This is a genomic window from Azotobacter chroococcum (assembly GCF_004339665.1).
GTDB lineage: Bacteria > Pseudomonadota > Gammaproteobacteria > Pseudomonadales > Pseudomonadaceae > Azotobacter > Azotobacter chroococcum.
Genome location: NZ_SMMU01000050.1, coordinates 1 through 20,581, shown reverse-complemented (window position 1 = coordinate 20,581; position 20,581 = coordinate 1). Strand labels below are relative to the sequence as shown.

18 protein-coding genes are annotated in these 20,581 nt (G+C 65.6%); 15 read left to right on the top strand and 3 right to left on the bottom strand.

Features of this window, described 5'->3' with window-relative positions; translation table 11 throughout:
- Window positions 1-106 precede the first annotated feature (106 nt).
- Window positions 107-649 (top strand): hypothetical protein, encoded by a 543-nt coding sequence (locus tag EV691_RS21210; protein WP_131300907.1) that lies wholly within the window; start codon window positions 107-109, stop codon window positions 647-649.
- Window positions 650-1,026: 377 nt separating this feature from the next.
- Window positions 1,027-2,301: an OprD family porin gene (locus tag EV691_RS21205; protein WP_131300909.1), complete on the top strand. Its 1,275-nt coding sequence runs from the start codon at window positions 1,027-1,029 to the stop codon at window positions 2,299-2,301.
- 63 nt (window positions 2,302-2,364) lie between these two features.
- On the opposite strand, the gene EV691_RS21200 is transcribed toward EV691_RS21205, so the two are convergent.
- On the bottom strand, window positions 2,365-3,189 hold the full coding sequence (locus EV691_RS21200) for an inositol monophosphatase family protein (RefSeq protein ID WP_131300911.1): 825 nt from the start codon (window positions 3,187-3,189) through the stop codon (window positions 2,365-2,367).
- A gap of 367 nt (window positions 3,190-3,556) precedes the next feature.
- Between EV691_RS21200 and EV691_RS21195 the strand changes: the two genes are divergently transcribed.
- Window positions 3,557-4,603, top strand: a complete 1,047-nt coding sequence (locus EV691_RS21195) for an MBL fold metallo-hydrolase (protein ID WP_242672622.1) — start codon at window positions 3,557-3,559, stop codon at window positions 4,601-4,603.
- A gap of 42 nt (window positions 4,604-4,645) precedes the next feature.
- Here EV691_RS21195 and EV691_RS21190 read toward each other — a convergent pair whose 3' ends face one another.
- Window positions 4,646-5,563 (bottom strand): LysR substrate-binding domain-containing protein, encoded by a 918-nt coding sequence (locus EV691_RS21190; protein WP_207390269.1) that lies wholly within the window; start codon window positions 5,561-5,563, stop codon window positions 4,646-4,648.
- Between the two features lie 36 nt (window positions 5,564-5,599).
- Between EV691_RS21190 and EV691_RS21185 the strand changes: the two genes are divergently transcribed.
- From EV691_RS21185 to EV691_RS24005, 12 genes are all read left to right on the top strand, one after another.
- Entirely contained in the window at window positions 5,600-5,809 is a 210-nt protein-coding gene (locus EV691_RS21185; protein ID WP_131300915.1) for a hypothetical protein, read from the top strand.
- Window positions 5,810-5,891: 82 nt separating this feature from the next.
- Window positions 5,892-6,641, top strand: coding sequence for an SDR family NAD(P)-dependent oxidoreductase (locus EV691_RS21180; protein WP_131300917.1), 750 nt, complete (start codon window positions 5,892-5,894; stop codon window positions 6,639-6,641).
- A gap of 81 nt (window positions 6,642-6,722) precedes the next feature.
- The gene (locus EV691_RS21175; protein ID WP_131300919.1) at window positions 6,723-8,021 is read left to right on the top strand and encodes an MFS transporter; all 1,299 of its coding nucleotides are present in this window, start codon (window positions 6,723-6,725) and stop codon (window positions 8,019-8,021) included.
- 19 nt (window positions 8,022-8,040) lie between these two features.
- Window positions 8,041-8,883 carry a transketolase gene (locus EV691_RS21170; RefSeq protein WP_131300921.1) on the top strand — a complete coding sequence of 281 codons (843 nt, stop codon included), beginning with the start codon at window positions 8,041-8,043 and terminating at the stop codon, window positions 8,881-8,883.
- Window positions 8,883-9,893 carry a transketolase family protein gene (locus EV691_RS21165; protein WP_131300923.1) on the top strand — a complete coding sequence of 337 codons (1,011 nt, stop codon included), beginning with the start codon at window positions 8,883-8,885 and terminating at the stop codon, window positions 9,891-9,893. Before EV691_RS21170 ends, EV691_RS21165 begins: the two co-directional genes overlap by 1 nt.
- Before the next feature lie 216 nt (window positions 9,894-10,109).
- Window positions 10,110-11,255: an OprD family porin gene (locus EV691_RS21160; RefSeq protein ID WP_131300925.1), complete on the top strand. Its 1,146-nt coding sequence runs from the start codon at window positions 10,110-10,112 to the stop codon at window positions 11,253-11,255.
- Between the two features lie 327 nt (window positions 11,256-11,582).
- Window positions 11,583-11,849: a hypothetical protein gene (locus EV691_RS21155; RefSeq protein WP_131300926.1), complete on the top strand. Its 267-nt coding sequence runs from the start codon at window positions 11,583-11,585 to the stop codon at window positions 11,847-11,849.
- Window positions 11,850-12,724: 875 nt separating this feature from the next.
- Window positions 12,725-15,193, top strand: coding sequence for a glucan 1,4-alpha-glucosidase (locus EV691_RS21150; protein ID WP_131300928.1), 2,469 nt, complete (start codon window positions 12,725-12,727; stop codon window positions 15,191-15,193).
- Window positions 15,194-15,270: 77 nt separating this feature from the next.
- A complete protein-coding gene (locus EV691_RS21145) occupies window positions 15,271-15,789 on the top strand; it encodes a sugar dehydrogenase complex small subunit (RefSeq protein ID WP_131300930.1) in 519 nt (172 codons plus the stop codon).
- A 2-nt stretch (window positions 15,790-15,791) separates the two neighbouring features.
- Window positions 15,792-17,369 carry a GMC family oxidoreductase gene (locus EV691_RS21140; protein WP_131300932.1) on the top strand — a complete coding sequence of 526 codons (1,578 nt, stop codon included), beginning with the start codon at window positions 15,792-15,794 and terminating at the stop codon, window positions 17,367-17,369.
- A 303-nt stretch (window positions 17,370-17,672) separates the two neighbouring features.
- Complete coding sequence (locus EV691_RS21135) at window positions 17,673-18,446, top strand: RNA-guided endonuclease InsQ/TnpB family protein (RefSeq protein ID WP_243649667.1); 774 nt, start codon at window positions 17,673-17,675, stop codon at window positions 18,444-18,446.
- The gene (locus tag EV691_RS24005; RefSeq protein ID WP_243649666.1) at window positions 18,377-18,823 is read left to right on the top strand and encodes an RNA-guided endonuclease InsQ/TnpB family protein; all 447 of its coding nucleotides are present in this window, start codon (window positions 18,377-18,379) and stop codon (window positions 18,821-18,823) included. The genes EV691_RS21135 and EV691_RS24005 overlap by 70 nt, the downstream gene beginning before the upstream one ends.
- Window positions 18,824-18,958: 135 nt before the next feature.
- Here the strand turns inward: EV691_RS24005 and EV691_RS21130 are convergent, their stop codons facing one another.
- On the bottom strand, window positions 18,959-19,960 hold the full coding sequence (locus tag EV691_RS21130) for an NAD(P)-dependent alcohol dehydrogenase (RefSeq protein WP_242672623.1): 1,002 nt from the start codon (window positions 19,958-19,960) through the stop codon (window positions 18,959-18,961).
- Between the last annotated feature and the right edge of the window lie 621 nt (window positions 19,961-20,581).

Below are 20,581 nucleotides of genomic sequence, written 5' to 3'. Positions count from 1 at the left end.
TGGCGACCAAGTTCCAGGACGACAACAAGCAGCTGATCAGCGAGATCATCCGCAACCGCGAGTCGAGCTTCCTGACCACCGACTACATCTTCTGAGTGAAGTAACGATGAGCACACATACCCTGATCATTCTGGATGGTGTCGGTGTGCGCGATGCCGTGGAGGCGAATGCCTTCGCGGCGGCACACACGCCGACCCTCGATGGCCTGCTCGAGCGCTTTCCCAGCAGCCTGGTGTCGACCTCGGGGCTGGCCGTGGGCCTGCCCGAAGGGCAGATGGGCAATTCGGAAGTCGGCCACATGAACCTGGGCGCCGGCCGGGTCGTCTACCAGAGCCTCACGCGCATCAACAAGGCGATCGCGGAGGGAGACTTCGCCCGCAATCCGGTCCTGCTCGAACTGGTCGACGGCGTCCGGGCGCGGGCGGGGGCGGTGCATGTCATGGGCTTGCTTTCTGCGGGCGGGGTACACAGCCACGTCGAACAGATCGTCGCCGCCTGCCAGGTGCTGGCCGAACAAGGCGTGGAGCGCTTTTACCTGCACGCCTTCCTGGATGGCCGCGATACCCCACCGATCAGCGCCGAAGCGCCGATCCGTGCGCTGGAGAGCGCCCTGCAGAAGCTGGGCAAGGGGCGCAGCGATTCGACCTGAAGGACGGCCGGCTCTGCGACATCGCGCCGACGCTGCTGCAGCTGATGGACCTGCCGATCCCGGAGGAGATGGAGGGGACTTCTCTCCTTGCCGTGTGACCCGCTCACGCTTAACGGGGGGCCTGGCCGCCCTGCTCCTTCAAACAACAACAAATGGGAAAAACCATGTGCACTCTACTTGTCACGCGCTCAGAACAGCCGCTCCGAACATCCAGCCCTTCGGATGACCACGGCAGCTCCGTAACGGTCGTTTCCACGTCCTGATCGTGCCTGGCCCGGCGTCATGCGCCGGGCCGCTCCCCTTTCGCTCGACGCATCCGCGGCCGCGGAGGGGGCTTTTTGCGCCTTTTCCACCGATCTTCGCCGGTAACAACAACAATGAAGAACAGCCTCTCGCATTTTTCGCTCCGTCGGTCCCCTGCCCTCGCCTTCGCCCTGGCGCTCGCCTGCAGCAGCGCCCAGGCGGCCTTCGTCGACGACGCCAAGGGCACCCTGACCCTGCGCAACTTCTACATCCACCGCAACTTCGTCGACGACGGCGCCACCCGCAGCAAGGCCGAGGAATGGACCCAGAGCTTCATCTTCGACCTCAAGTCCGGCTATACCGAAGGCCCGGTCGGCTTCGGCGTCGACGTGCTCGGCCTGTACTCGCTCAAGCTCGACGGCGGCAAGGGCACCGGCGGCACCCAGTTGCTGCCGCTCGACAAGGACGGCACGCCGGCCGACCACTTCGGCCGGATCGCCGTCTCCGGCAAGATGAAATTCTCCGAAACCGAGCTGCGCGTCGGCGAGTGGTACCTGGTGCTGCCGATCCTCCGCTCCGACGACGGCCGCTCGCTGCCGCAGACCTTCCAGGGCTCCATGCTCACCTCGAAGGACATCAGGAACCTGACCCTGTATGCCGGCCACATCACCGGCAACAGCCCGCGCGACGACGGCAGCATGGAGGACATGACGCTGTTCGGCACCAGCCCCTATACCAGCGACCGCAAGTCCGACGACTTCGACTTCGGCGGCGCCGAATACAGCTTCAACGACAAGCGCACCACCGTCGGCGCCTGGTACGCGCGCCTGAAGGACATCTACAAGCAGCGCTACTTCCAGGTGCTGCACACCCAGCCGCTGGGCAAGGAATGGACCCTCGGCGCCAACCTCGGCTACTTCGACGGCGAGGAGGACGGCGAGGCGCTGGAAGGTCACCTGGACAACAAGCTGCTCTCCGGGATGTTCTCCCTGCGCTACAACGCGCACACCTTCTACCTGGGCCTGCAACGAGTCACCGGCGACGACCGCTGGCTGCGGGTCAACGGCACCAGCGGCGGCACGGCGGCCAACGACACCTACAACGGCAGCTTCGACAACGCCCGCGAGCGCTCCTGGCAACTGCGCTACGACTACGATTTCGCCTCCCTGGGCATGCCCGGCCTGACCCTGATGACCCGCTACCTCAAGGGCACCAACGTGCACACCGGCAACATCGACGATGGCGAGGAGTGGAACCGTGAGACCCAGCTCAGCTACGTGGTGCAGAGCGGCCCGGCGAAGGAGCTGACCCTGCGCTGGCGGAACTCGACGATCCGCCGCGACTGGGGCGCCAACAACAAGTACGACGAGCAGCGGATCATCGTCCAGTACCCGCTCTCGCTGTTCTGAAGAGGATCGCCGGCAGTCTTGCGCCGGGCTAATGAATGGGCCAGGACGCCTCCGAGGCAGATGCTAGACAGTGAAGACCTCGCGCCGGAGCAGCTCCCAGGAGGCCTTGTCCGGTGCAATCAGCAGGCCGCCGTCCAGGTGCCGTGGCAGATAGGGGGTTCCATCAAAGCGGGCGGCGTATGCGCCGGCCTCCTGGCAGACCAGGGTGCCGGCCAGATGATCCCAGGGCATCAGCTTGTAGTACATCAGGTAATGCACATGGCCGGCAGCCAGGGTCCGGTGTTCGTGCGCCGCACAGCGGTAGTTGGCGGCAAAGCGGACCTTGGACAGATTCGCGAGGATTCGTGGCTGCTTGTCTTTCGGCAGATAGCCGGTCGAGGCCATGCCGACCATCTGGTCGAGTGCGACAGGGGCGGCCACGGAAAGCCGCTGCGCTTCGCCGTCCGGCCGCCTCAGCCAGGCGCCACCGCCTTTTTCCGCCATGACCCAATCGTCCCCCATCGGGTCGTAGATGATGCCGGCAACCGTCTCGCCGGCGACAACGACCGAGGCCATGACGCCGAACGCCGGGATACCCGAGGCGAAGTTGAAGGTGCCGTCGACCGGGTCGACGATGATGACGAACTCGGCGTCTTTCAGCCCGCCCAGCAGCGCCGGGTCCGCCGCGACCGACTCCTCACCGATGAACAAGGCGTCCGGCCAGAGCCTGGCGATCTCTGCTTTTATCATGAGTTCGGCCTGTTCGTCGGCTTCGGTCACAAGATCCGTTGCCTCTGTCTTGGCCCGCACGTCGGTTCTGCCCAAGCGCCGAAAACGCGGCATTATTTCGGCCTTCGCCGCCCGTCGCAGCAGATCGGCCAGTGCCGTTACATCGACTTTCGAAGTCATGGCATTTCCTGTGTGAAGACGTTGAATACGCTCAGATAACAGTCATCTGCCCGGAGTTCAATCCTGCGGGAAACTGGCCAGTCCTGATTACGCCATCCAGGGTCACGCATCGCTCCCCATTCAGCCTTCGCCGCCATCGGCGGATATCTTGCCGGGAATGGCAGTCCAAACACTCGCATACTGGCTCGACTGTGGTCGCCGTACCCGGCATTCGGCGAGGAATATTCCCATCGATCGAGGGCGTCTTTCAGTGCCTTGCCCGGCTTGAAGCCCGGCAGCCTGGCGGCAACGATATGGAAATGGGCGAACAGGAGAATCCAAGATGGCGTTTTTTGCTCGACGTGCCGATGGGCTCAGGCGCGAACGTATGCAGGCCTCCAGGCAGTATGCCGACGGCGGCTTCATGAACACCTACCCCTCCAGCGTACAGCGCGTGCCCGAGGGGCGGCCGACGCTGGCCGACTTCCTGTTCCGTGGCGAGGGCCGTACGCCAGCGCGGCCGCTTCCTGCCATCGACCCACGCACCGTCTGGGCCAGGCCCGTCGAAACCGGGCTGCGCGCCACCTGGCTCGGCCATTCGACCGTGCTGCTGGAAATCGACGGCCACCGGGTGCTGACCGATCCGGTCTGGGGGATGCGCGTCTCGCCGTTGCCCTTCCTCGGCCCCAGGCGCTTCCAGCCGGTGCCGGTCGACATCGCGGCCCTGCCGCTGCTCGATGCGGTGCTGATCTCGCACGACCACTACGACCATCTGGACTACCCGAGCATCCGGGCGCTGGCCAAGCGGCGGGTACCCTTCGTCACCTCGCTCGGCGTCGGCCTGCATCTGGAGGCCTGGGGCGTGCCGGCCGAGCGCATCGTCGAGCTCGACTGGTGGGAGCGCACCGTGCTGCCGGGCGGCCTGACGATCAGCGCCGCGCCGTCGCATCACTTTTCGGGGCGCGGGCTGCACGATCGCAACGCGACCCTCTGGTCGTCGTTCGCCCTGCGCGGCGAGCGCCATGCCGTGTTCTTCAGCGGCGATACCGGGCTCTCGCCGGCCTTCGCCGAGATCGGCCGGCGGCTCGGGCCTTTCGATCTGGTGATGATCGAGGTCGGCGCCTTCCACCCCTCCTGGGGGAGCGTGCACCTCGGGCCGGACAATGCGCTAAGGGCCTGGGCACAACTGGGCAGCGGGCGTTTCCTGCCGGTGCACTGGGGCACCTTCAACCTGGCGATGCACCCCTGGTCCCAGCCGGCGGATGTGCTGCTGGCGCACGCCTCGGAGGGGCTGGTGATGCCGCGCCTCGGCGAGCCGGTCGAGCCGGCCCGGGTCGACGCGGTGGAGCCGTGGTGGCGAGGAGAAGCCAAGGCCGATTGGCAGGGTGCCATGCCGCAGGAGGCCGAGAGCCTGGTACTTCCCGTGAAGGACTAGACAGTTCCCGGCGCGGCGGGAAAACGCCGGAAGAGGAGCCTGTCAGTAGGCGAACGGATGCCCCAGCTCCGTCTGCATCCAGGCGAGGAAGCGCCGCACGCGCGGATAGTCGGCGTGCGTGTGCGGGAAGAGCAGATGATGTGCGCTGACCGGACTGCGCAGCTCGCTGCCGAACACCGGGACGAGTTTGCCCTCGCGGATGTAGTCCTGGGCCAGCAGCGTGCTTTCCAGCGCGAAGCCGAGGCCGTGGGCCGCCGCCTCCAGGCTCATGTAGGAACGGTCGAAGCTGAGCGGATAGCGGCGCTCGGGCATCGACAGGCCCTGCTGCGCGAACCACTGCGGCCACTGCACCAGCGGCGCTTCGGAGAGGATCAGGTCGGCATCGAGCAGATCATCGGGACTGTCGACCTTCTTGGTCTCGAGCAGGGACGGCGCGGCGAGCACGGCGATGCTTTCCTGCGGCACGGTGCGGATCTCCAGGTTCGGCCAGTTCGCCAGGCCGTAGCGGATATCCACGTCCATCTTGTCCCGGCTGAAGTGCAGGGACTCGTAGGAGCACGACAGGTTGATCTCCAGGTCGGGGTTGCTGGCGCGCAGCTGCTCGAGGCGCGGCAGCAGCCAGAGCAGGCCGAAGCTGGGGACCGAATGCAGGCGCAGGCACTCCAGGTTGGCATCGGTGGCGGCGCGCTCGGTCGCCGTGCCCAGGCGCTGCAGCGCGCCCGAGATGTCGTGCAGGTACTGGCTGCCCACCGGCGTCAGCTCCAGTCCCTTGCTGGTCCGGTGGAAGAGCTGGCGACCGATCATCGCTTCGAGCCTGGCGATCTGGTGGCTCACGGCCGAGGGCGTCAGGTTCAGGTGTTCCGCCGCCCTGGCGACGTTGCCGAAACGTGCCGCCTGTTCGAAGGCGAGGATGGCTTTGAGCGGCGGGATATGCAGCGGCGTCTTTTCCGGGCGGATCATTGTTCTGGTCTCTTGGCCGGGCTGGTTTTACAGAGCATGCCATCGCCTGCCGAGATCACGCCAACCCTGAAGCTGGCGCCATGGGGTGCTGAATTATTTTCAGCGATTGCTGAGCAGGCCGGCCATCCAGATAGATGCTTTGCTAAGTATTCCCCTTATTCAGCAACATTTACGTCAGTTTTCATGGGCGGCTTCGCTTGGGTGCTGAATTTTTTTCAGCAACGACTGAGCGATGCTGCGTTGTGAGCGAGGGCCTGACAGCCGAACCTTCCGATACCCCGCCAACCACGGCGGTTCTTGAACAAGAACGATATCAGGAGTGTCCAGCATGCTGCTCGAAGGCAAGATCGCGATCATCACCGGTGCCGCCTCGCAACGAGGTATCGGCCGCGCCATGGCCCGCACCTTCGCTCACCATGGGGCCCGGGTCGTCATCCTGGATCTGGATGAAAAGGCGGCACGGGACGCTGCGGAAGACCTCGGCGCCGACCATCTGGGCCTGGCGGCCAACGTCGCGGATGCAGCCCAGGTGACCCGCGCCGTCGAGGCGGTGATCCAGCGCTATGGCCGCATCGATGCGCTGGTGAACAACGCCGGCATCACCCAGCCGCTGAAAACCCTGGAGATTCGCGGATCGGATTACGACAAGGTGCTGGACGTGAGCCTGCGCGGCACCCTGCTGATGTCCCAGGCGGTCATCCCGACCATGCGCGCGCAGAAGTCCGGCAGCATCGTCTGCCTGTCGTCGGTGTCGGCCCAGCGCGGCGGCGGCATCTTCGGCGGGCCGCACTACAGCGCCGCCAAGGCCGGCGTGCTCGGCCTGGCCCGCGCCATGGCCCGCGAGCTGGGGCCGGACAATGTCCGCGTCAACTCCATCACCCCGGGCCTGATCCATACCGACATCACCGGCGGCCTGCTGTCCGACGAGCGGCTGAGCGGCATCCTCGGCGGCATTCCGCTGGGCCGCATGGGCGAGGCGCAGGAGGTCGCCGACGCGGCGCTGTTCCTGGCCAGCGACCTGTCGACCTACCTCACCGGAACCACCCTGGATGTGAACGGCGGCATGCTGATCCACTGACGGCTCGCCGCGGCTGGCGGCCGAATTTCGCCCGCCGGCCTGCTTCACCCTCAACGCTCAACAACAATAAGAGAGCGAAAAATGTCCACCATGACTCTCGAAGCGGTGAATACCACCCGTTCCAGTGCCTATCGGAAGACTGCATGGCGGCTCATGCCGTTCCTCATGCTGTGCTACCTGTGCGCCTACCTGGATCGCGTCAACGTCGGTTTCGCCAAGCTGCAGATGATGCAGGATCTGAGCTTCAGCGATACCGTCTACGGCCTTGGCGCCGGTCTGTTCTTCATCGGCTACTTTCTCTGCGAAGTCCCCAGCAACCTGCTGCTCCACAAGATCGGCGCGCGGATCTGGATCGCCCGGATCATGATCACCTGGGGCATCCTCTCGGCCCTGTTCGCCTTCGTCGAGACGGCCTGGCAGTTCTACCTGCTGCGTTTTCTGCTCGGCATGGCCGAAGCGGGGCTGGCGCCCGGCATCCTGCTCTACCTGACCTACTGGTTCCCGACCTACCGCCGGGCCCGGCTGACGGTCCTGTGGTTCGTCGCCATCCCCCTCTCCGGCATGCTCGGCGGCCCGCTCTCGGGCTGGATCATGACCGAGTTCGCCGGCGCCTATGGCTGGGCCGGCTGGCAATGGATGTTCGTCCTGGAGGCGCTGCCCACCGTGGTGGTCGGCCTGTGGGTGCTGAGCTACCTCAAGGACCGGGTCGAGGACGCCACCTGGCTCGACGACGAGGAAAAGCAACTGATCCAGCGCGAGCTGGCCGAGGACAACCAGCAGAAGACCGAGCATGCGTCGGTGCGCGCCTTCGTCAGCGACCGCCGGCTGTGGCTGTTGGCTGCCATCTACTTCTCCGTGGTCATGGGCCAGTACGCCATCACCTTCTGGCTGCCGACCCTGGTGCGCAACGCGGGCGTCGCCGATCCGCTGTACATCGGCCTGCTCACCAGCGTGCCCTATCTCTGCGCGATCGTCGCCATGCTCCTGGCCGGGCGCAGCAGCGACAAACACCGCGAGCGGCGCTGGCATGTAGTGCTGCCGATGTGGGCGGGCGGCGCCGGTCTCACCCTGGCGGCGATCTTCGGCCACGACGTCGGCCTGTCGATCCTCGGCCTGTCGCTGGCGGCCGCCGGCGTCCTCTCGGCCTCCTCGCTGTTCTGGATGCTGCCGACCTCGCTGCTGGGCGGCGTGAGCGCCGCCGCCGGCATCGCGGCGGTGAACAGCATCGCCAACCTGGCCGGCTTTTGCTCGCCCTACCTGATCGGCTGGCTCACCACCGCGACCGGTTCCAGCCAGGTGGGCATGTACCTGATCACCGCCGTACTGGCCTCGGGTGCGCTGCTGGTGCTCCGCCTGCCGGCCAACTTGACCAACCGTTAATCCTAGGAGCCTCTCCATCATGTCGACCCACGCCACAGCCCCTGCCGTCTCCCTGGCAGAGCGGGCCTACCGGATTCGCCGCAACGCCCTGCTGATGGGCCAGGTACAGGGCCAGGGCTATATCGGCCAGGCCCTGGGTGCCGCCGACCTGCTCGCCGTCGCCTACTTCCATGCGATGGACTACCAGTCCCAGGATCCCGCCTGGGAAGGCCGCGACCGCTTCTACCTGTCGATCGGCCACTACGCGATCGCGCTCTACGCGGCGCTGATCGAGGCCGGCATCGTTCCCGCCGAGGAGCTGGAAACCTACGGCTGCGACGAGAGCCGCCTGCCGATGTCCGGCATGGCCTCCTACACCCCGGGCATGGAAATCACCGGCGGCTCCCTGGGCCACGGCCTGGGCATCGCGGTGGGCGCCTGCCTGGGCCTCAAGCGCAAGCAGTCCGCCTCGTTCGTCTACAACCTGCTGTCCGACGGCGAGCTGAACGAGGGCTCGACCTGGGAGGCGGCGATGTCCGCCTCGCACTGGAAGCTGGACAACCTGATCGCGGTGATCGACGTCAACAACCAGCAGGCCGACGGCCATTCCAGCGAGATCCTCGCCTTCGAGCCGATCGTCGAGCGCTGGCAGTCCTTCGGCTGGTTCGCCCAGCGGGTGAACGGCAACGACCTGCAGGCGCTGGTCGCCGCCTTCGACGCGGCCCGCCACCACCCCGTCGCCCAGCCCCGGGTGATCATCTGCGACACCCGCATGGGCAAGGGGGTGCCGTTCCTCGAAACCCGTGAAAAGACCCACTTCATCCGTGTCGACGAACACGAGTGGGAACAAGCCCTGACCGCCCTGGATGCCGGGAGACAGTAATGAAGAACACCACCGAACCGGCCGCACCGGCCAAGAAGCGCCTGACCACCTCGGCGATGATCGCCTCCATCGCCGGCGAAGGGCAGCCGACCCGCCCGGCCCCCTTCGGCCACGCCCTGGCGGCGCTGGCCCGGGAGCGCCAGGAGCTGGTCGGCCTGACCGCCGACCTGGGCAAGTACACGGATATGCACCTCTTCGCCAAGGAGTTCCCCGAGCGCTTCTTCCAGATGGGCATGGCCGAGCAGTTGCTGATGAGCGCGGCGGCGGGCATGGCGCGCGAAGGCTTCGTGCCCTTCGCCACCACCTATGCGGTGTTCGCCTCCCGGCGGGCCTACGACTTCATCTGCATGGCGATCGCCGAGGAAGACCTCAACGTGAAGATCGTCTGTGCGCTGCCGGGCCTCACCACCGGCTACGGCCCCAGCCACCAGGCGACCGACGACATCGCGATCTTCCGCGCGATGCCCAACCTGATGGTCATCGACCCCTGCGACGCCCACGAGCTGGAGCAGGCCGTGCCGGCCATCGCCGCGCACAAGGGGCCGGTCTACATGCGCCTGCTGCGCGGCAACGTGCCGCTGGTGCTGGACCGCTACGACTACCGCTTCGAAATCGGCAAGGCGAAGACGCTCACCAGCGGCAACGAGGTGCTGGTCATCTCCACCGGCCTGATGACCATGCGCGCGCTGGAGGCGGCCGAGCAGCTCCGCGCGGACGGCGTGGAGGTCTCGGTGCTGCACGTGCCGACCATCAAGCCGCTGGACGAGGCCACCATCCTGGCCGAGGCGCGCAAGCCGGGCCGGCTGGTGGTGACCGCGGAGAACCATTCGCGGATCGGCGGCCTGGGCGAGGCCGTGGCCACCCTGCTGATGCTCAACGGCGTCACTCCCACCTTCCGGCAGATCGCCCTGCCGGACGCGTTCCTCGATGCCGGCGCGCTGCCGACCCTGCACGACCGCTACGGCATCTCCACCGAGGCGGTGTGCGCGCAGATCAAGTCCTGGCTGTAAGGCCGGCCCTCCGCGGTCCGGGCAGATAGCCCGGGCCGCTCGAAGCGACTCGACGACAGGCACGGGAGCCGGCCGGCTCCCGGGGACTGCCACGCACGGAACGGGCAACCCTCCGCCTGCGGTCGGCTTCCGACCGCGCGGATAGCCGGCGCCCGGTGCCCTGCTCCGGCAGGTGCCGGACGCGTTCACCACCGATTTCTACTGAAAACAACAACAATGAAGAACAGTACTTTTCAGCTCTCCAGTCAGCATTCCCTTGTCCTCGCCCTCTCTTTCGCCGGAGTGTTTTCCAGCGCAGGCGCCCAGGCCGCCTTCGTCGATGACGCCAAGGGCACCCTGACCCTGCGCAACTACTACATGCAGCGCAACATGGTCGACCGCGCCACGCAGGGCAAGCGCGAGGAATGGGCCCAGGGCTTCATCCTCGACCTGGAGTCGGGCTACACCGAAGGCCCGGTCGGCTTCGGCATCGACGTGCGCGGCCTGTGGGCGGTCAAGCTCGACGGCGGCAAGGGCACCGCCGGCACCGAGCTGCTGCCGGTCCACGACGACGGCCGTCCGGCCGACGACTTCGGCCGCCTGGCGGTGGCCGGCAAGCTGCGCTTCTCCAGGACCGAACTGAAGATCGGCGAATGGAGCCCGGCCCTGCCGATCCTCAACGCCAACGACGGCCGCGTGCTGCCGCAGACCTTCCAGGGCGGCATGCTCACGGTGAAGGAAATCCCCCACTTCACCTTCCACGGCGGCCAGATGCGCGCCAACAGCCCGCGCAACGACGCCAGCATGCAGAGCATGTCGCTCAACGGCTCGCCCGACGCTACCTCCGACCGCTACAACTTCGGCGGCGTCGAGTACAGCTTCAACGACAACCGGACCACCGTCGGCGCCTGGTTCGGCCAGCTCGAGGACATCTACAAGCAGCGCTACTTCGAGATCAGGCACCTCCAGCCGCTGGGCAGGGACTGGTCGCTGTCCTCGCGGCTGGGCCTGTTCGACGGCGAGGAGGACGGCCGGGCCGAGGCCGGCGCTCTGGACAACCGGACCCTGACCGGCCTGTTCGCCCTCAAGACCGGCGCCAACACCTTCACCTTCGCCTTCCAGCGGCTCACCGGCGACGACCGTTGGCTGCGCCTCAACGGCGCCATCGCCAGCATGCTGCCTAACGACGTGTTCACCAGCAGCTTCGACAACGCCCGCGAGGAGTCCTGGCAACTGCGCCACGACTACAACTTCGCCGCCCTCGGCCTGCCGGGACTGACCTTCATGAGCCGCTACATCAGCGGCAAGAACGTGCATACCGCGACGGTCAGCGACGGCGAGAAATGGAACCGCGAGACGCAGCTAAACCATGTGGCCCGCTGAAGGTCCTGAATGTGCCCAGGTGGACACGACGGCCCCCTGGCCTGCCGGCAACACCTTACCGAAACGGTCAGGTGTTGCACTCGGATTTTGCCGCCGCCCCTCAATCATTGGAAAGAATGAATCTTTTATTGGATACAAATGCGAATGCCCCCTAGATTTACCAAAGGAAGGGACCTGTCCAAGCCACAAGTCGAGCCATTGCACGTTCCAAAATAGCTCGGCGGGCATAGTGAGAGCTGTTGATCGTCATCGGTCTGCACCGGTACGTGGAGGCGCAACTGAAGAAGGCGCGAGCACAGCTTCATCGTTCCACAAGGAGGTGTAGTCATGAATCTGAACGATCTGAAAGAAATCGATCGAACCTGGACGAACACACCGGTGCCCCTGGCGAATCCAAAGCCGACACTGCATATCGTGCTCAAATGCATCAGGCAGTGCCTTCAAGTTTTCTTCTCCCTCTTATCGGCTGCGTTGTATCTCGCATTTTTGCCGGTCTTTTCGCTGTTCTTCGCCTGTTCGGCGTTGTTTGGCGGAGCGCTGTGGATTATCGGCCGGCTCGTGCGGCCCACAAAGGATAATGGCAAGAGCCATTGACATCCTTCCCGTCTTCTCGCTTCGCTCGCAGCATCCGGCATCGCTGCGCTGGAAGACGGCCACATCGTCAGGCAGGGCGGGCAACTGATCGGCGTGGACATGGCGGACCTCCCGGAACGCGCCCGCCGCTCCGCCCGGGACCTGCCTCACCGAGCCCACTTCTCTCGCTGAGCGATTTCCACGACATGCCTGCAAGCCATTCCATTGGCTCCCGACGCGGCTGTGCACCCTGACGGACGCGCAATGACGCTTCGGGACCGAACGCCTGCCGGGCGGCGGAAGGTCAAGCTCCGACTGGCTTGACCTTGTCCGAGCGGAGGGCCGATCAGGCGCCGGCCCCTGGCGTACTTACATACTCGGAATCAATCCCGACTTGCCAGACACAAAGCGCCACGCATAAGATAGCGCTACCCTAGAAGAAGCTGGCATGTGCGTGCCAATCGATCCGGCTTCTCTCGAACGCCCATCCGTTTCGACGCGCCAGCAGCCGAACGAGAAGGGACAAAAACAACAAGATCAGGGAGACAGACAGGCTTTGCGTGGGCTTGACGCCCCGCAAAGACAGCGCTGCCTCAATACCAGGGTGTCCCATGGATATCTTCGACTACGCGCCCGCATTCAGGCAGGCATTCGCCCCGCATACGGCTTTCGCCCACGAGCGCGCGGCGTCCCGCTCCCCTTTCCCCTTTCGAGCCTTGCAAAGGCCGCTGTCGGCGATGCGGCTGACGACTGCTCGTCCCGCTCCGACGGCAACCCCGTGCCTGTGCGAAGACAGGCCGAAGCCAGGCACGAGACGCGCCTGAGCCGGCTTTCGCTCACCCACGCCGCCAGGCGGCGACTCCTTCATACCATCCACAAGAAAAAGAGAAGGTCATATGCAACAGCCAGTAAGGTTCCGTAAAACTCTGCTGAGCGTCCTGATCGGCGCTCTGGGAATCGGTCAGGTCGCGATGGGCGCCGACCAGGTGGCGCCGGGTGCGCCGGGTGCGGCGCCGTTCTGGTCGTATTCGGGCAAGACCGGCATCGGCACCTCCTACGAGCAGTACAAGGACGGCCAGTACTCGCCGCAAGCGGCCACCGGCGAAGTCTCGAAGGTCTGGTTCTCGCTGGCCCAGGGGATCGTCACCGAAACCATGTTCGGGCTGATCCACGAAGCCCAGCTGCGCGAAATGCAGCTGGTGATCCAGGGCCCCGACTTCCTGGACCTGGAAGCACAGGACACCGACAGCGAAGTGCAGTACCTGTCGGTCGACGGCGAAGGCCGCCCCACCTCGCTGGCCTACAAGATCATCAACCGCGACAAGCAGGGCCGCTACGAGATCGAGAAGCACGTCTTCACCGATCCGGACGCCAACTCGCTGATGATGCGGGTCATCTTCCGCAGCAAGGAGCCGGGCATCCAGGCCTATGTGCACGTCGATCCGGCCATCGGCAACGACGGCAGCGGCGACAGCGCCTTCGTCGACGGACAGGCCCTGTACGCCCGGGACGGCGAGATGACCCTGGTGGTCAAGGCCAGCCGGCCCCTGGAACAGCCCACCGTCGGCTTCGCCGGGACTTCCGACGGCCTGACCGACCTCAAGGACGGCAAGCTCGACAACCTGTACACCAGCACCGGGGATGCGCCTGGTAACGTAACCATGTTGGCGCGCCTGCCCCAGACGGGCAACGAGACCACCCTCGACCTGGTGGTCGGCTTCGGCAACGACCGCCAGCAGGCCGACCGGGCGGCGGACGCGACACTGGCCCGCGGCTATGCCAAGGTGCTGGCCCACTACAACGGCGAGGGCGAGGCGCTCGGCTGGCAGGACTACCTGGCCTCGCTCTCCGGCCTGCCGGCCATGTACGCGCAGAGCACCGACAACGGCAAGCTGCTCAACGTCAGCGCCCTGGTGCTCAAGGCTCAGGAAGACAAGAGCAACGCCGGGGCGCTGATCGCCTCCCTGTCCAACCCCTGGGGCGAGACGGTGCCGGCGGACAAAGGCACCACCGGCTACAAGGCGGTCTGGCCGCGCGACTTCTACCAGTGCGCGATGGCGCTGCTGGCGCTCGGCGACCGCGAAACGCCGAAGGTCGCCTTCGAATACCTGAAGAAGGTCCAGGTCACCGAAGCCACCTCGCTCGAGCAGGGCGACACCTCGGCCTACATCCACGAGCAGAAGCAGGACGGCAAGGTCGAGAACGCCGGCCCCGGCGCCACCGGCTGGTTCCTGCAGAAGACCCATGTCGATGGCGAGATCGAATGGGTCGGGGTCCAGCTCGACCAGACCGCCATGCCCATCATGCTGGGCTGGAAGCTCTGGCAGGCCGGCGTGCTCGACGACGCCCAGATCAGGCACTGGTACCAGACCATGCTCAAGCCGGCGGCGGAATTCCTGGTCAAGGGCGGCCAGGTGAAGGTCGGCTGGAACGACTGGAAGGTCGTCCCGCCGCAGACCCAGCAGGAGCGCTGGGAGGAGCAATGGGGCTACTCGCCGTCGACCACCGCGGCGGTCATCGCCGGCCTGGTGGCCGCCTCCGAACTCGCCGGCCATGCCGGGGATGCCGAGGCGGCGAAGAGTTTCCTGGGCGCCGCGAAGGGCTATTCCGACAAGCTGGAAGCGACCATGGTCACCCAGAAGGGCAGCCTGGGCGACGGACGCCATTACCTGCGCATCACCCAGAACGATAACCCCAACGACGGCGCCCCCCTGCTCGACAACAACAGCCGGCCCGGCCTGCCGGAGAGCCAGGTGCTCGATGCCGGCTTCCTGGAGCTGGTGCGCTACGGCGTGCGTTCCGCCACCGACCCGCACATCGTCGGCAGCCTGGACGAGCTCGACAGCCAGGAGCTGCCCGAGAACCTGAAGGTCAAGTACCTGTTCAGCTATCCGGGGGTCAAGGGCGAATTCCCCGGCTGGCGCCGCTACGGCAACGACGGCTACGGCGAGAGCGAAATCTCCGCCATCAACTTCCCGGCCACCGAGGCGCCGGTGCTCAACTCCGGGCTGCGCGGCCGCGTCTGGCCGATCTTCACCGGCGAGCGCGGTCATTACGAGCTGGCCCGCAGCAAGGCCCAGTTGCCGGAAGGCGTCGAAGCGCTGAATGCCGAGCAGCTGGCGAAGCTGAAGAACACCTACGTCAAGGCCATGGAGCTGTTCGCCAACGACGGCATGATGCTGCCGGAACAGGTATGGGACGGAGTGGGCAACAACAGCCGCCACAATTACGTGAAGGGCGAAGGCACGAACACCGCCACGCCCCTGGCCTGGAGCCACGCCGAGTACGTCAAGCTGGTCCGTTCGCTGACCGACCAGAGGGTCTGGGACCACTACCCCATCGTCTCGGACAAGCTCGCCAAGTGACCTGAACGACCAACGGGCGCCAGGCAGCGCGTGCACCATCGCCTGGCGCCACTCGCCCACAACAACGAGAGGTCTAGATGTCAAAACACGCCTCCGCGACGCCCAGCGCGTCGTCCGTGCCTGCGTTCTCCCTTTCCCGCCGCCGCCTGCTCGGCGCGGCCTGCGTCGGCGCCGCTACTGGCGCCCTGCTGCTGAGCCCGGTCGCTCCGGCCTGGGCTGCGGCCGAAACCGAACTGGCGGTCTTCATGGACCTGTCCAAACGCCTCACCGGGCGCAGCGACCTCGACGCCCGCTTCGGCCAATGCCTCTACGACACCCTGGTCAAGCGCGATACCGGCTTCGCAACCAGCCTCGGCGAACTGCAGGGCAAGCTCGGCAAGACCCCGCAAGGCCTGAGCGAAAAAGCCCAGGACGCGACCCGGCAGATCCTCTCCGCCTGGTATCTCGGCATGGTCGGCAGCGACTACACCGCCACGGTGGTCGGCTATCCGGATGCCCTGATGTTCAAGGCCGCCGGCGGTATCCTCAAGCCACGGGCCTTCTGTTTCGGCATGCCCGGCTCCTGGGCCGAGAAGCCCGTCTTCGGGAGGGCTTGAGCATGGCCACTGCGCAAAAAGCCGATTTCGTCATCGTCGGCTCCGGCGTGGCCGGCGCTCTGGTCGCCCACCAGTTGGCCATGGCCGGCAAGGACGTACTGATTCTCGAGGCCGGTCCGCGCATGGCACGCCACGAGATCGCCGAACGCTTCCGCCAGCAGGCGGACAAGTACGACAACCAGGCGCCCTACCCCTCGCCCGCCCACGCCCCGCACCCGGAGTTCAATCCGAACAACAACTACCTGATCCAGAAGGGCGAGCACCCCTACGAAGTGCAGTACATCCGCGCCGTCGGCGGCACCACCTGGCACTGGGCAGCCTCGACCTGGCGCTTTTTGCCCAACGATTTCAAGCTCAAGACCCTCTATGGCGTCGGCCTCGACTGGCCGATCGAATACGCCGACCTGGAGCCCTGGTACGGCCGCGCCGAGGTCGAACTGGGCGTCTGGGGCCCCGGCGACGAGGACCTCGGCTCGCCGCGCTCGGCGCCCTACCCCATGGCGCCGCTGCCGCTGTCGTGGAACGAAGAGCGGGTCAAGAGCGTGCTCAACGCCAACGGCTACCGCGTGGTCACCGAGCCGGTGGCGCGCAACAGCACGGTCTACGACCAGCGCCCGCCCTGCTGCGGCAACAACAACTGCATGCCGATCTGCCCGATCGGCGCCATGTACAACGGCATCGTCCACGTCGACAAGGCCGAGAAGGCCGGCGCCCGGCTGATCGAGAACGCCGTGGTGTTCAAGCTCGAGAAGGGCAAGGACGGCCGCATCGTCGCCGCCCACTACAAGGACCCGCAGGGCAACGACCACCGCGTCGAGGGCAGGACCTTCGTGCTCGCCGCCAACGGCGTCGAGACGCCCAAGCTGATGCTGATGTCCGACGTCGGCAACAGCTCGGACCTGGTCGGCCGCAACCTCATGGACCATCCGGGCACCGGCGTGACCTTCCTCGCCAACGAGGAACTCTGGCCCGGCCGCGGCCCGCAGGAAATGACCTCGCTGATCGACTTCCGCGACGGCCCCTTCCGCCGCGAATACGCCTCGAAGAAGATCCACCTGTCGAACATGTCGCCGCTCGACCGGATCGCTGGAAAGCTGATCCACAAGGGTCCGCTGCTCTTCGGTCCCGAGCTGGAGGCGAAGATCCGCGACCAGGCCGCCCGTTCGGTGCGCTTCGACAGCTTCCACGAGATCCTGCCCAACCCGAAGAACCGCATCGTGCCCAGCGCCAGCGAGCGCGTGGCCGGCATTCCCAAGCCGGAGTTCACCTACGCGATGGACGACTACGTGCGCCGGAGCGCCGTGCATACCCGCGAGGTCTACGCCCACGCGGCGAAGCTGCTGGGCGGCACCGAGGTGGTGTTCGAGGACCACTTCGCCAACAACAACCACATCGGCGGCACCGCCCTGATGGGCAACGACCCGAAGACCTCGGTGGTGGACAGGGACTGCCGCAGCCACGATCACGCCAACCTCTACCTCGCCGGCGGCGCGGTGATGCCCACGGTGGGCTCGGTGAACACCACCCTGACCATCGCCGCCCTCGCCCTGCGCCTGGCCGAACGCCTGAAACAGGCCTGATCTCCCGCGCGCAGGGATGCGTGCTCCTCCCCACCAGCAGTGCACCAGTCTGCCCACGCCCCACCCCGTAATCGCCCGTGGTTCCGACTCATTGCGCCGGCGGTTCATACCTCATTTATCGGGATGATTTCCGGGGATCATTCAGGCTCCGAATCCATCCCCTGCATTCATTCGATTTGCGCGAGAAACCCCGTACTTCTAGTGCGGGAAGGGATAGCGCGGCGCCTGCAGGGCGCCCCTGTCCTCGCTGCCTCCTTCTCAGGCGGTTGCTATCTTTACACTGATTGGTTTACTTCGTGAGTCATGACGAAACGCGCCTATAAATACCGCTTCTATCCCACGCCAGAGCAGGCCGACCGGCTGGCGCGGACGTTCGGTTGCGTGCGTTTCGTCTACAACGCAGTGCTGCGCTGGCGTACCGATGCGTTCTTCAAAGAGCAGCAGAAGGTCGGCTACACGCAGGCCAGCGCCCGGCTGACGGCTATCAAGAAGCTGCCAGAAACAACCTTTCTCAACGAGGTATCGAGCGTCCCGCTCCAGCAGTGCCTTCGCCACCAGCAGGCGGCGTTCAAGAACTTTTTCGAGGGCCGGGCGAAGTACCCGGCCTTCAAGAAGAAACGGCACCGGCAGTCCGCCGAGTTCACCAGTTCGGCCTTCCGCTACCGCGACGGCAAGCTGTTCTTGGCCAAGTGCGACGAACCCCTGGCGATCCGCTGGAGTCGGCCGCTTCCGGGCGAGCCTTCCACGGTCACGATTTCCCGGGACTCTGCAGGACGGTACTTCGTGTCCTGCCTGTGCGAGTTCGAGCCTGAAACCCTTCCGGTTGTGCCGAAAACGCTCGGCATCGACCTGGGGCTGAAAGACCTGTTCGTCACCTCCGAGGGTGAACGGATCGGCAATCCCCGCCACAGCGCGAAATACGCCTCCCGTCTGGCCCTGGCCCAACGCCGGCTGAGCAAGAAGCAGCTCGGCTCGGCTCGAAGAACCGCGCCAGGGCTCGACGGAAAGTGGCCCATATTCACGCCAAAATCTCCGATTGCCGAGCGGACGGCTTGCACAAGCTGTCCCGCAGACTGATTAACGAGAACCAAGTGGTCTGCGCCGAAACCCTTGCGGTGAAGAACATGATCCGCAATCCGAAACTGAGCAAAGCCATTGCCGATGCAGGCTGGGGTGAATTCGTTCGCCAGCTGGAATACAAGGGCGAATGGGCCGGTCGGCAGATCGTCCAGATCGACCGCTGGTATCCCAGCTCGAAACGCTGTGCCTGCTGCGGGCATATCCTTGAGCGCCTGCCGCTGGATGTTCGCCGCTGGAGTTGCCCGGAATGCGGAAGTGAACATGACCGCGACGTGAGCGCCGCGATCAACGTGAAAGCCGCCGGGCTGGCGGTGTTAGCCCTTAGAGAGAACGTAAGCGGCATGGGTCAAATGCCTGTGTCCAGTGCTCGTTGAATTGGGAATCCCCTTCCTTCAGGGAGGGGAGCAGTCAATCGTGCTTTTCCTTGCAAGGGCGCCGGGTTTCCCGCGCGGTCGCCATGACGCCTCTCCATGCCGTTCACGCGAGATCTGCCCGGAAGAAAAATCCCGCTATGCGGGAGTCTTGAGCGAGGCCATGTCGATCAAGAAGCGATAGCGCACGTCCTTGTTCACGACCCGATCGTAGGCCTCGTTGATCTGATCGGGACGGATCAGTTCGATATTGGCCTTGATGTTGCGCGCCGCGCAGTAGTCGATGACCTCCTGGGTCTCGGCGATGCCGCCGATCATCGAGCCGGTGACGTTCTTGCGGCCGAACAGCAGACTCCTGCCGCTCACGCTCTGCAGGTCTTCCAGGGCACCGACATTGACCAGCGTGGCGTCGAGCTTGAGGACGTCGACGAATTGCTGCATCGAGAAGGCTCTGGGTACCGTGGTGATCAGCAGATCGAAGTGATTGGCGAGCCGCTTCATCGCCTCGCTGTCGCTCCACAGCACCGCCTCGCGGGCGCCAAGCTGCTGCGCATCGGCGATCTTGCCGGGCGAGGTGGTGAACACGGTGACCTCCGCCCGGCGCGCCACCGCCAGCTTGACTGCCATGTGCCCCAAGCCGCCAAGGCCGACGACGCCCACGCGCTGGCCGGGTTCGACCCGCCAGTACTGCATCGGCGAGAAGGTGGTGATGCCGGCGCACAGCAGCGGTGCCGTGGCCGCCAGGTCCATGCCCGGCGGAATGCGGATCACGAAATGCTCGGCGACGACCAGCTTGTCGGAATAGCCGCCGAAGGTGTGCCCGCCCGAAACCTTGTCCGGCGAGTTGTAGGTGAGGGTGACGCCGTTGAGGCAGTTCTGCTCGCGATCGGCCAGGCAGTTGTCGCAGGTGCGGCAGGAGTCGACCATGCAACCCACGCCGCCGATGTCGCCCACCTTGAACTTGGTCACCGCGCTGCCCACCGCCAGCACCCGGCCGATGATTTCGTGGCCGGGGACGCAGGGATAGCGGTCCGGCCCCCATTCGCTGCGGACATGGTGGATGTCGGAATGGCAAACCCCGCAGTACAGCACGTCCAGCAGCACGTCGTTGGCGCCGAGGGCGCGGCGCTCGATCTGCATCGGCGCCAGACCGCTGGTGGCACTGGCCGCGGCGTAGCCCCGGGCAGGGAACGGACCGTTGCCGAGCGCAGCGCCCGCTGGCTCGGCTTGAGCTGGCTGCGCGTGCGCGCCCGTGGTCACGCCCGCCAGCAGCGGCGCTGCGACCAGGCCCGCTCCGACCATCACCGTCCAAGCACAGCGGGAGCATGATTCTGGCTGTCGTCGTCACATTGATTGCACATGCGAGTTCTCCGTGATTTGCGGCAATGGAAAGGCGCCGCCATAGGCAATCGGGGCCGTAGTCCGGCATTAGGCCCTAGCCCCCGACTCAAAAGCAGGCTGGAATCGGCAAACATCCGCCAGTGGCATCCATCAATCAGCGAAATCTACAAAGCGCGGGCAACCTGCGACTAGCCAGCAGAAACAGCAAAGGCCTATGAGAGGGATTCATGAGTACTGCGCGAAAACTTCAACGACCTGCTGCCTTCAAACAGGCCGCCTCGCCGGCCTGCTCCGGCTCGTTGCGCTACGCTGATGGAGTTTTTCACCTAGGTTCTGTTGACGCAAGCCCAGTGCTAAAACTGGGCTTTTGCCATGACTGACAGAAGCCGACTGAGCGACAGGGAATGGTCCCGCATACAA

Excerpts from the sequence above, each read along its gene's own strand:
- EV691_RS21135 (WP_243649667.1), top strand. The coding sequence starts at position 17,673 with ATGACGAAACGCGCCTATAAATACCGCTTCTATCCCACGCCAGAGCAG.
- EV691_RS21185 (WP_131300915.1), top strand. The coding sequence starts at position 5,600 with ATGCCATCGCCTGCCGAGATCACGCCAACCCTGAAGCTGGCGCCATGG.
- EV691_RS21145 (WP_131300930.1), top strand. The coding sequence starts at position 15,271 with ATGTCAAAACACGCCTCCGCGACGCCCAGCGCGTCGTCCGTGCCTGCG.
- EV691_RS21175 (WP_131300919.1), top strand. The coding sequence starts at position 6,723 with ATGTCCACCATGACTCTCGAAGCGGTGAATACCACCCGTTCCAGTGCC.
- EV691_RS21155 (WP_131300926.1), top strand. The coding sequence starts at position 11,583 with ATGAATCTGAACGATCTGAAAGAAATCGATCGAACCTGGACGAACACA.
- EV691_RS21205 (WP_131300909.1), top strand. The coding sequence starts at position 1,027 with ATGAAGAACAGCCTCTCGCATTTTTCGCTCCGTCGGTCCCCTGCCCTC.
- EV691_RS21200 (WP_131300911.1), bottom strand. The coding sequence starts at position 3,189 with ATGACTTCGAAAGTCGATGTAACGGCACTGGCCGATCTGCTGCGACGG.
- EV691_RS21180 (WP_131300917.1), top strand. The coding sequence starts at position 5,892 with ATGCTGCTCGAAGGCAAGATCGCGATCATCACCGGTGCCGCCTCGCAA.
- EV691_RS21150 (WP_131300928.1), top strand. The coding sequence starts at position 12,725 with ATGCAACAGCCAGTAAGGTTCCGTAAAACTCTGCTGAGCGTCCTGATC.
- EV691_RS21140 (WP_131300932.1), top strand. The coding sequence starts at position 15,792 with ATGGCCACTGCGCAAAAAGCCGATTTCGTCATCGTCGGCTCCGGCGTG.
- EV691_RS21160 (WP_131300925.1), top strand. The coding sequence starts at position 10,110 with ATGAAGAACAGTACTTTTCAGCTCTCCAGTCAGCATTCCCTTGTCCTC.
- EV691_RS21195 (WP_242672622.1), top strand. The coding sequence starts at position 3,557 with ATGCAGGCCTCCAGGCAGTATGCCGACGGCGGCTTCATGAACACCTAC.
- EV691_RS21170 (WP_131300921.1), top strand. The coding sequence starts at position 8,041 with ATGTCGACCCACGCCACAGCCCCTGCCGTCTCCCTGGCAGAGCGGGCC.
- EV691_RS21190 (WP_207390269.1), bottom strand. The coding sequence starts at position 5,563 with ATGATCCGCCCGGAAAAGACGCCGCTGCATATCCCGCCGCTCAAAGCC.
- EV691_RS21165 (WP_131300923.1), top strand. The coding sequence starts at position 8,883 with ATGAAGAACACCACCGAACCGGCCGCACCGGCCAAGAAGCGCCTGACC.
- EV691_RS21210 (WP_131300907.1), top strand. The coding sequence starts at position 107 with ATGAGCACACATACCCTGATCATTCTGGATGGTGTCGGTGTGCGCGAT.
- EV691_RS21130 (WP_242672623.1), bottom strand. The coding sequence starts at position 19,960 with ATGCAGATCGAGCGCCGCGCCCTCGGCGCCAACGACGTGCTGCTGGAC.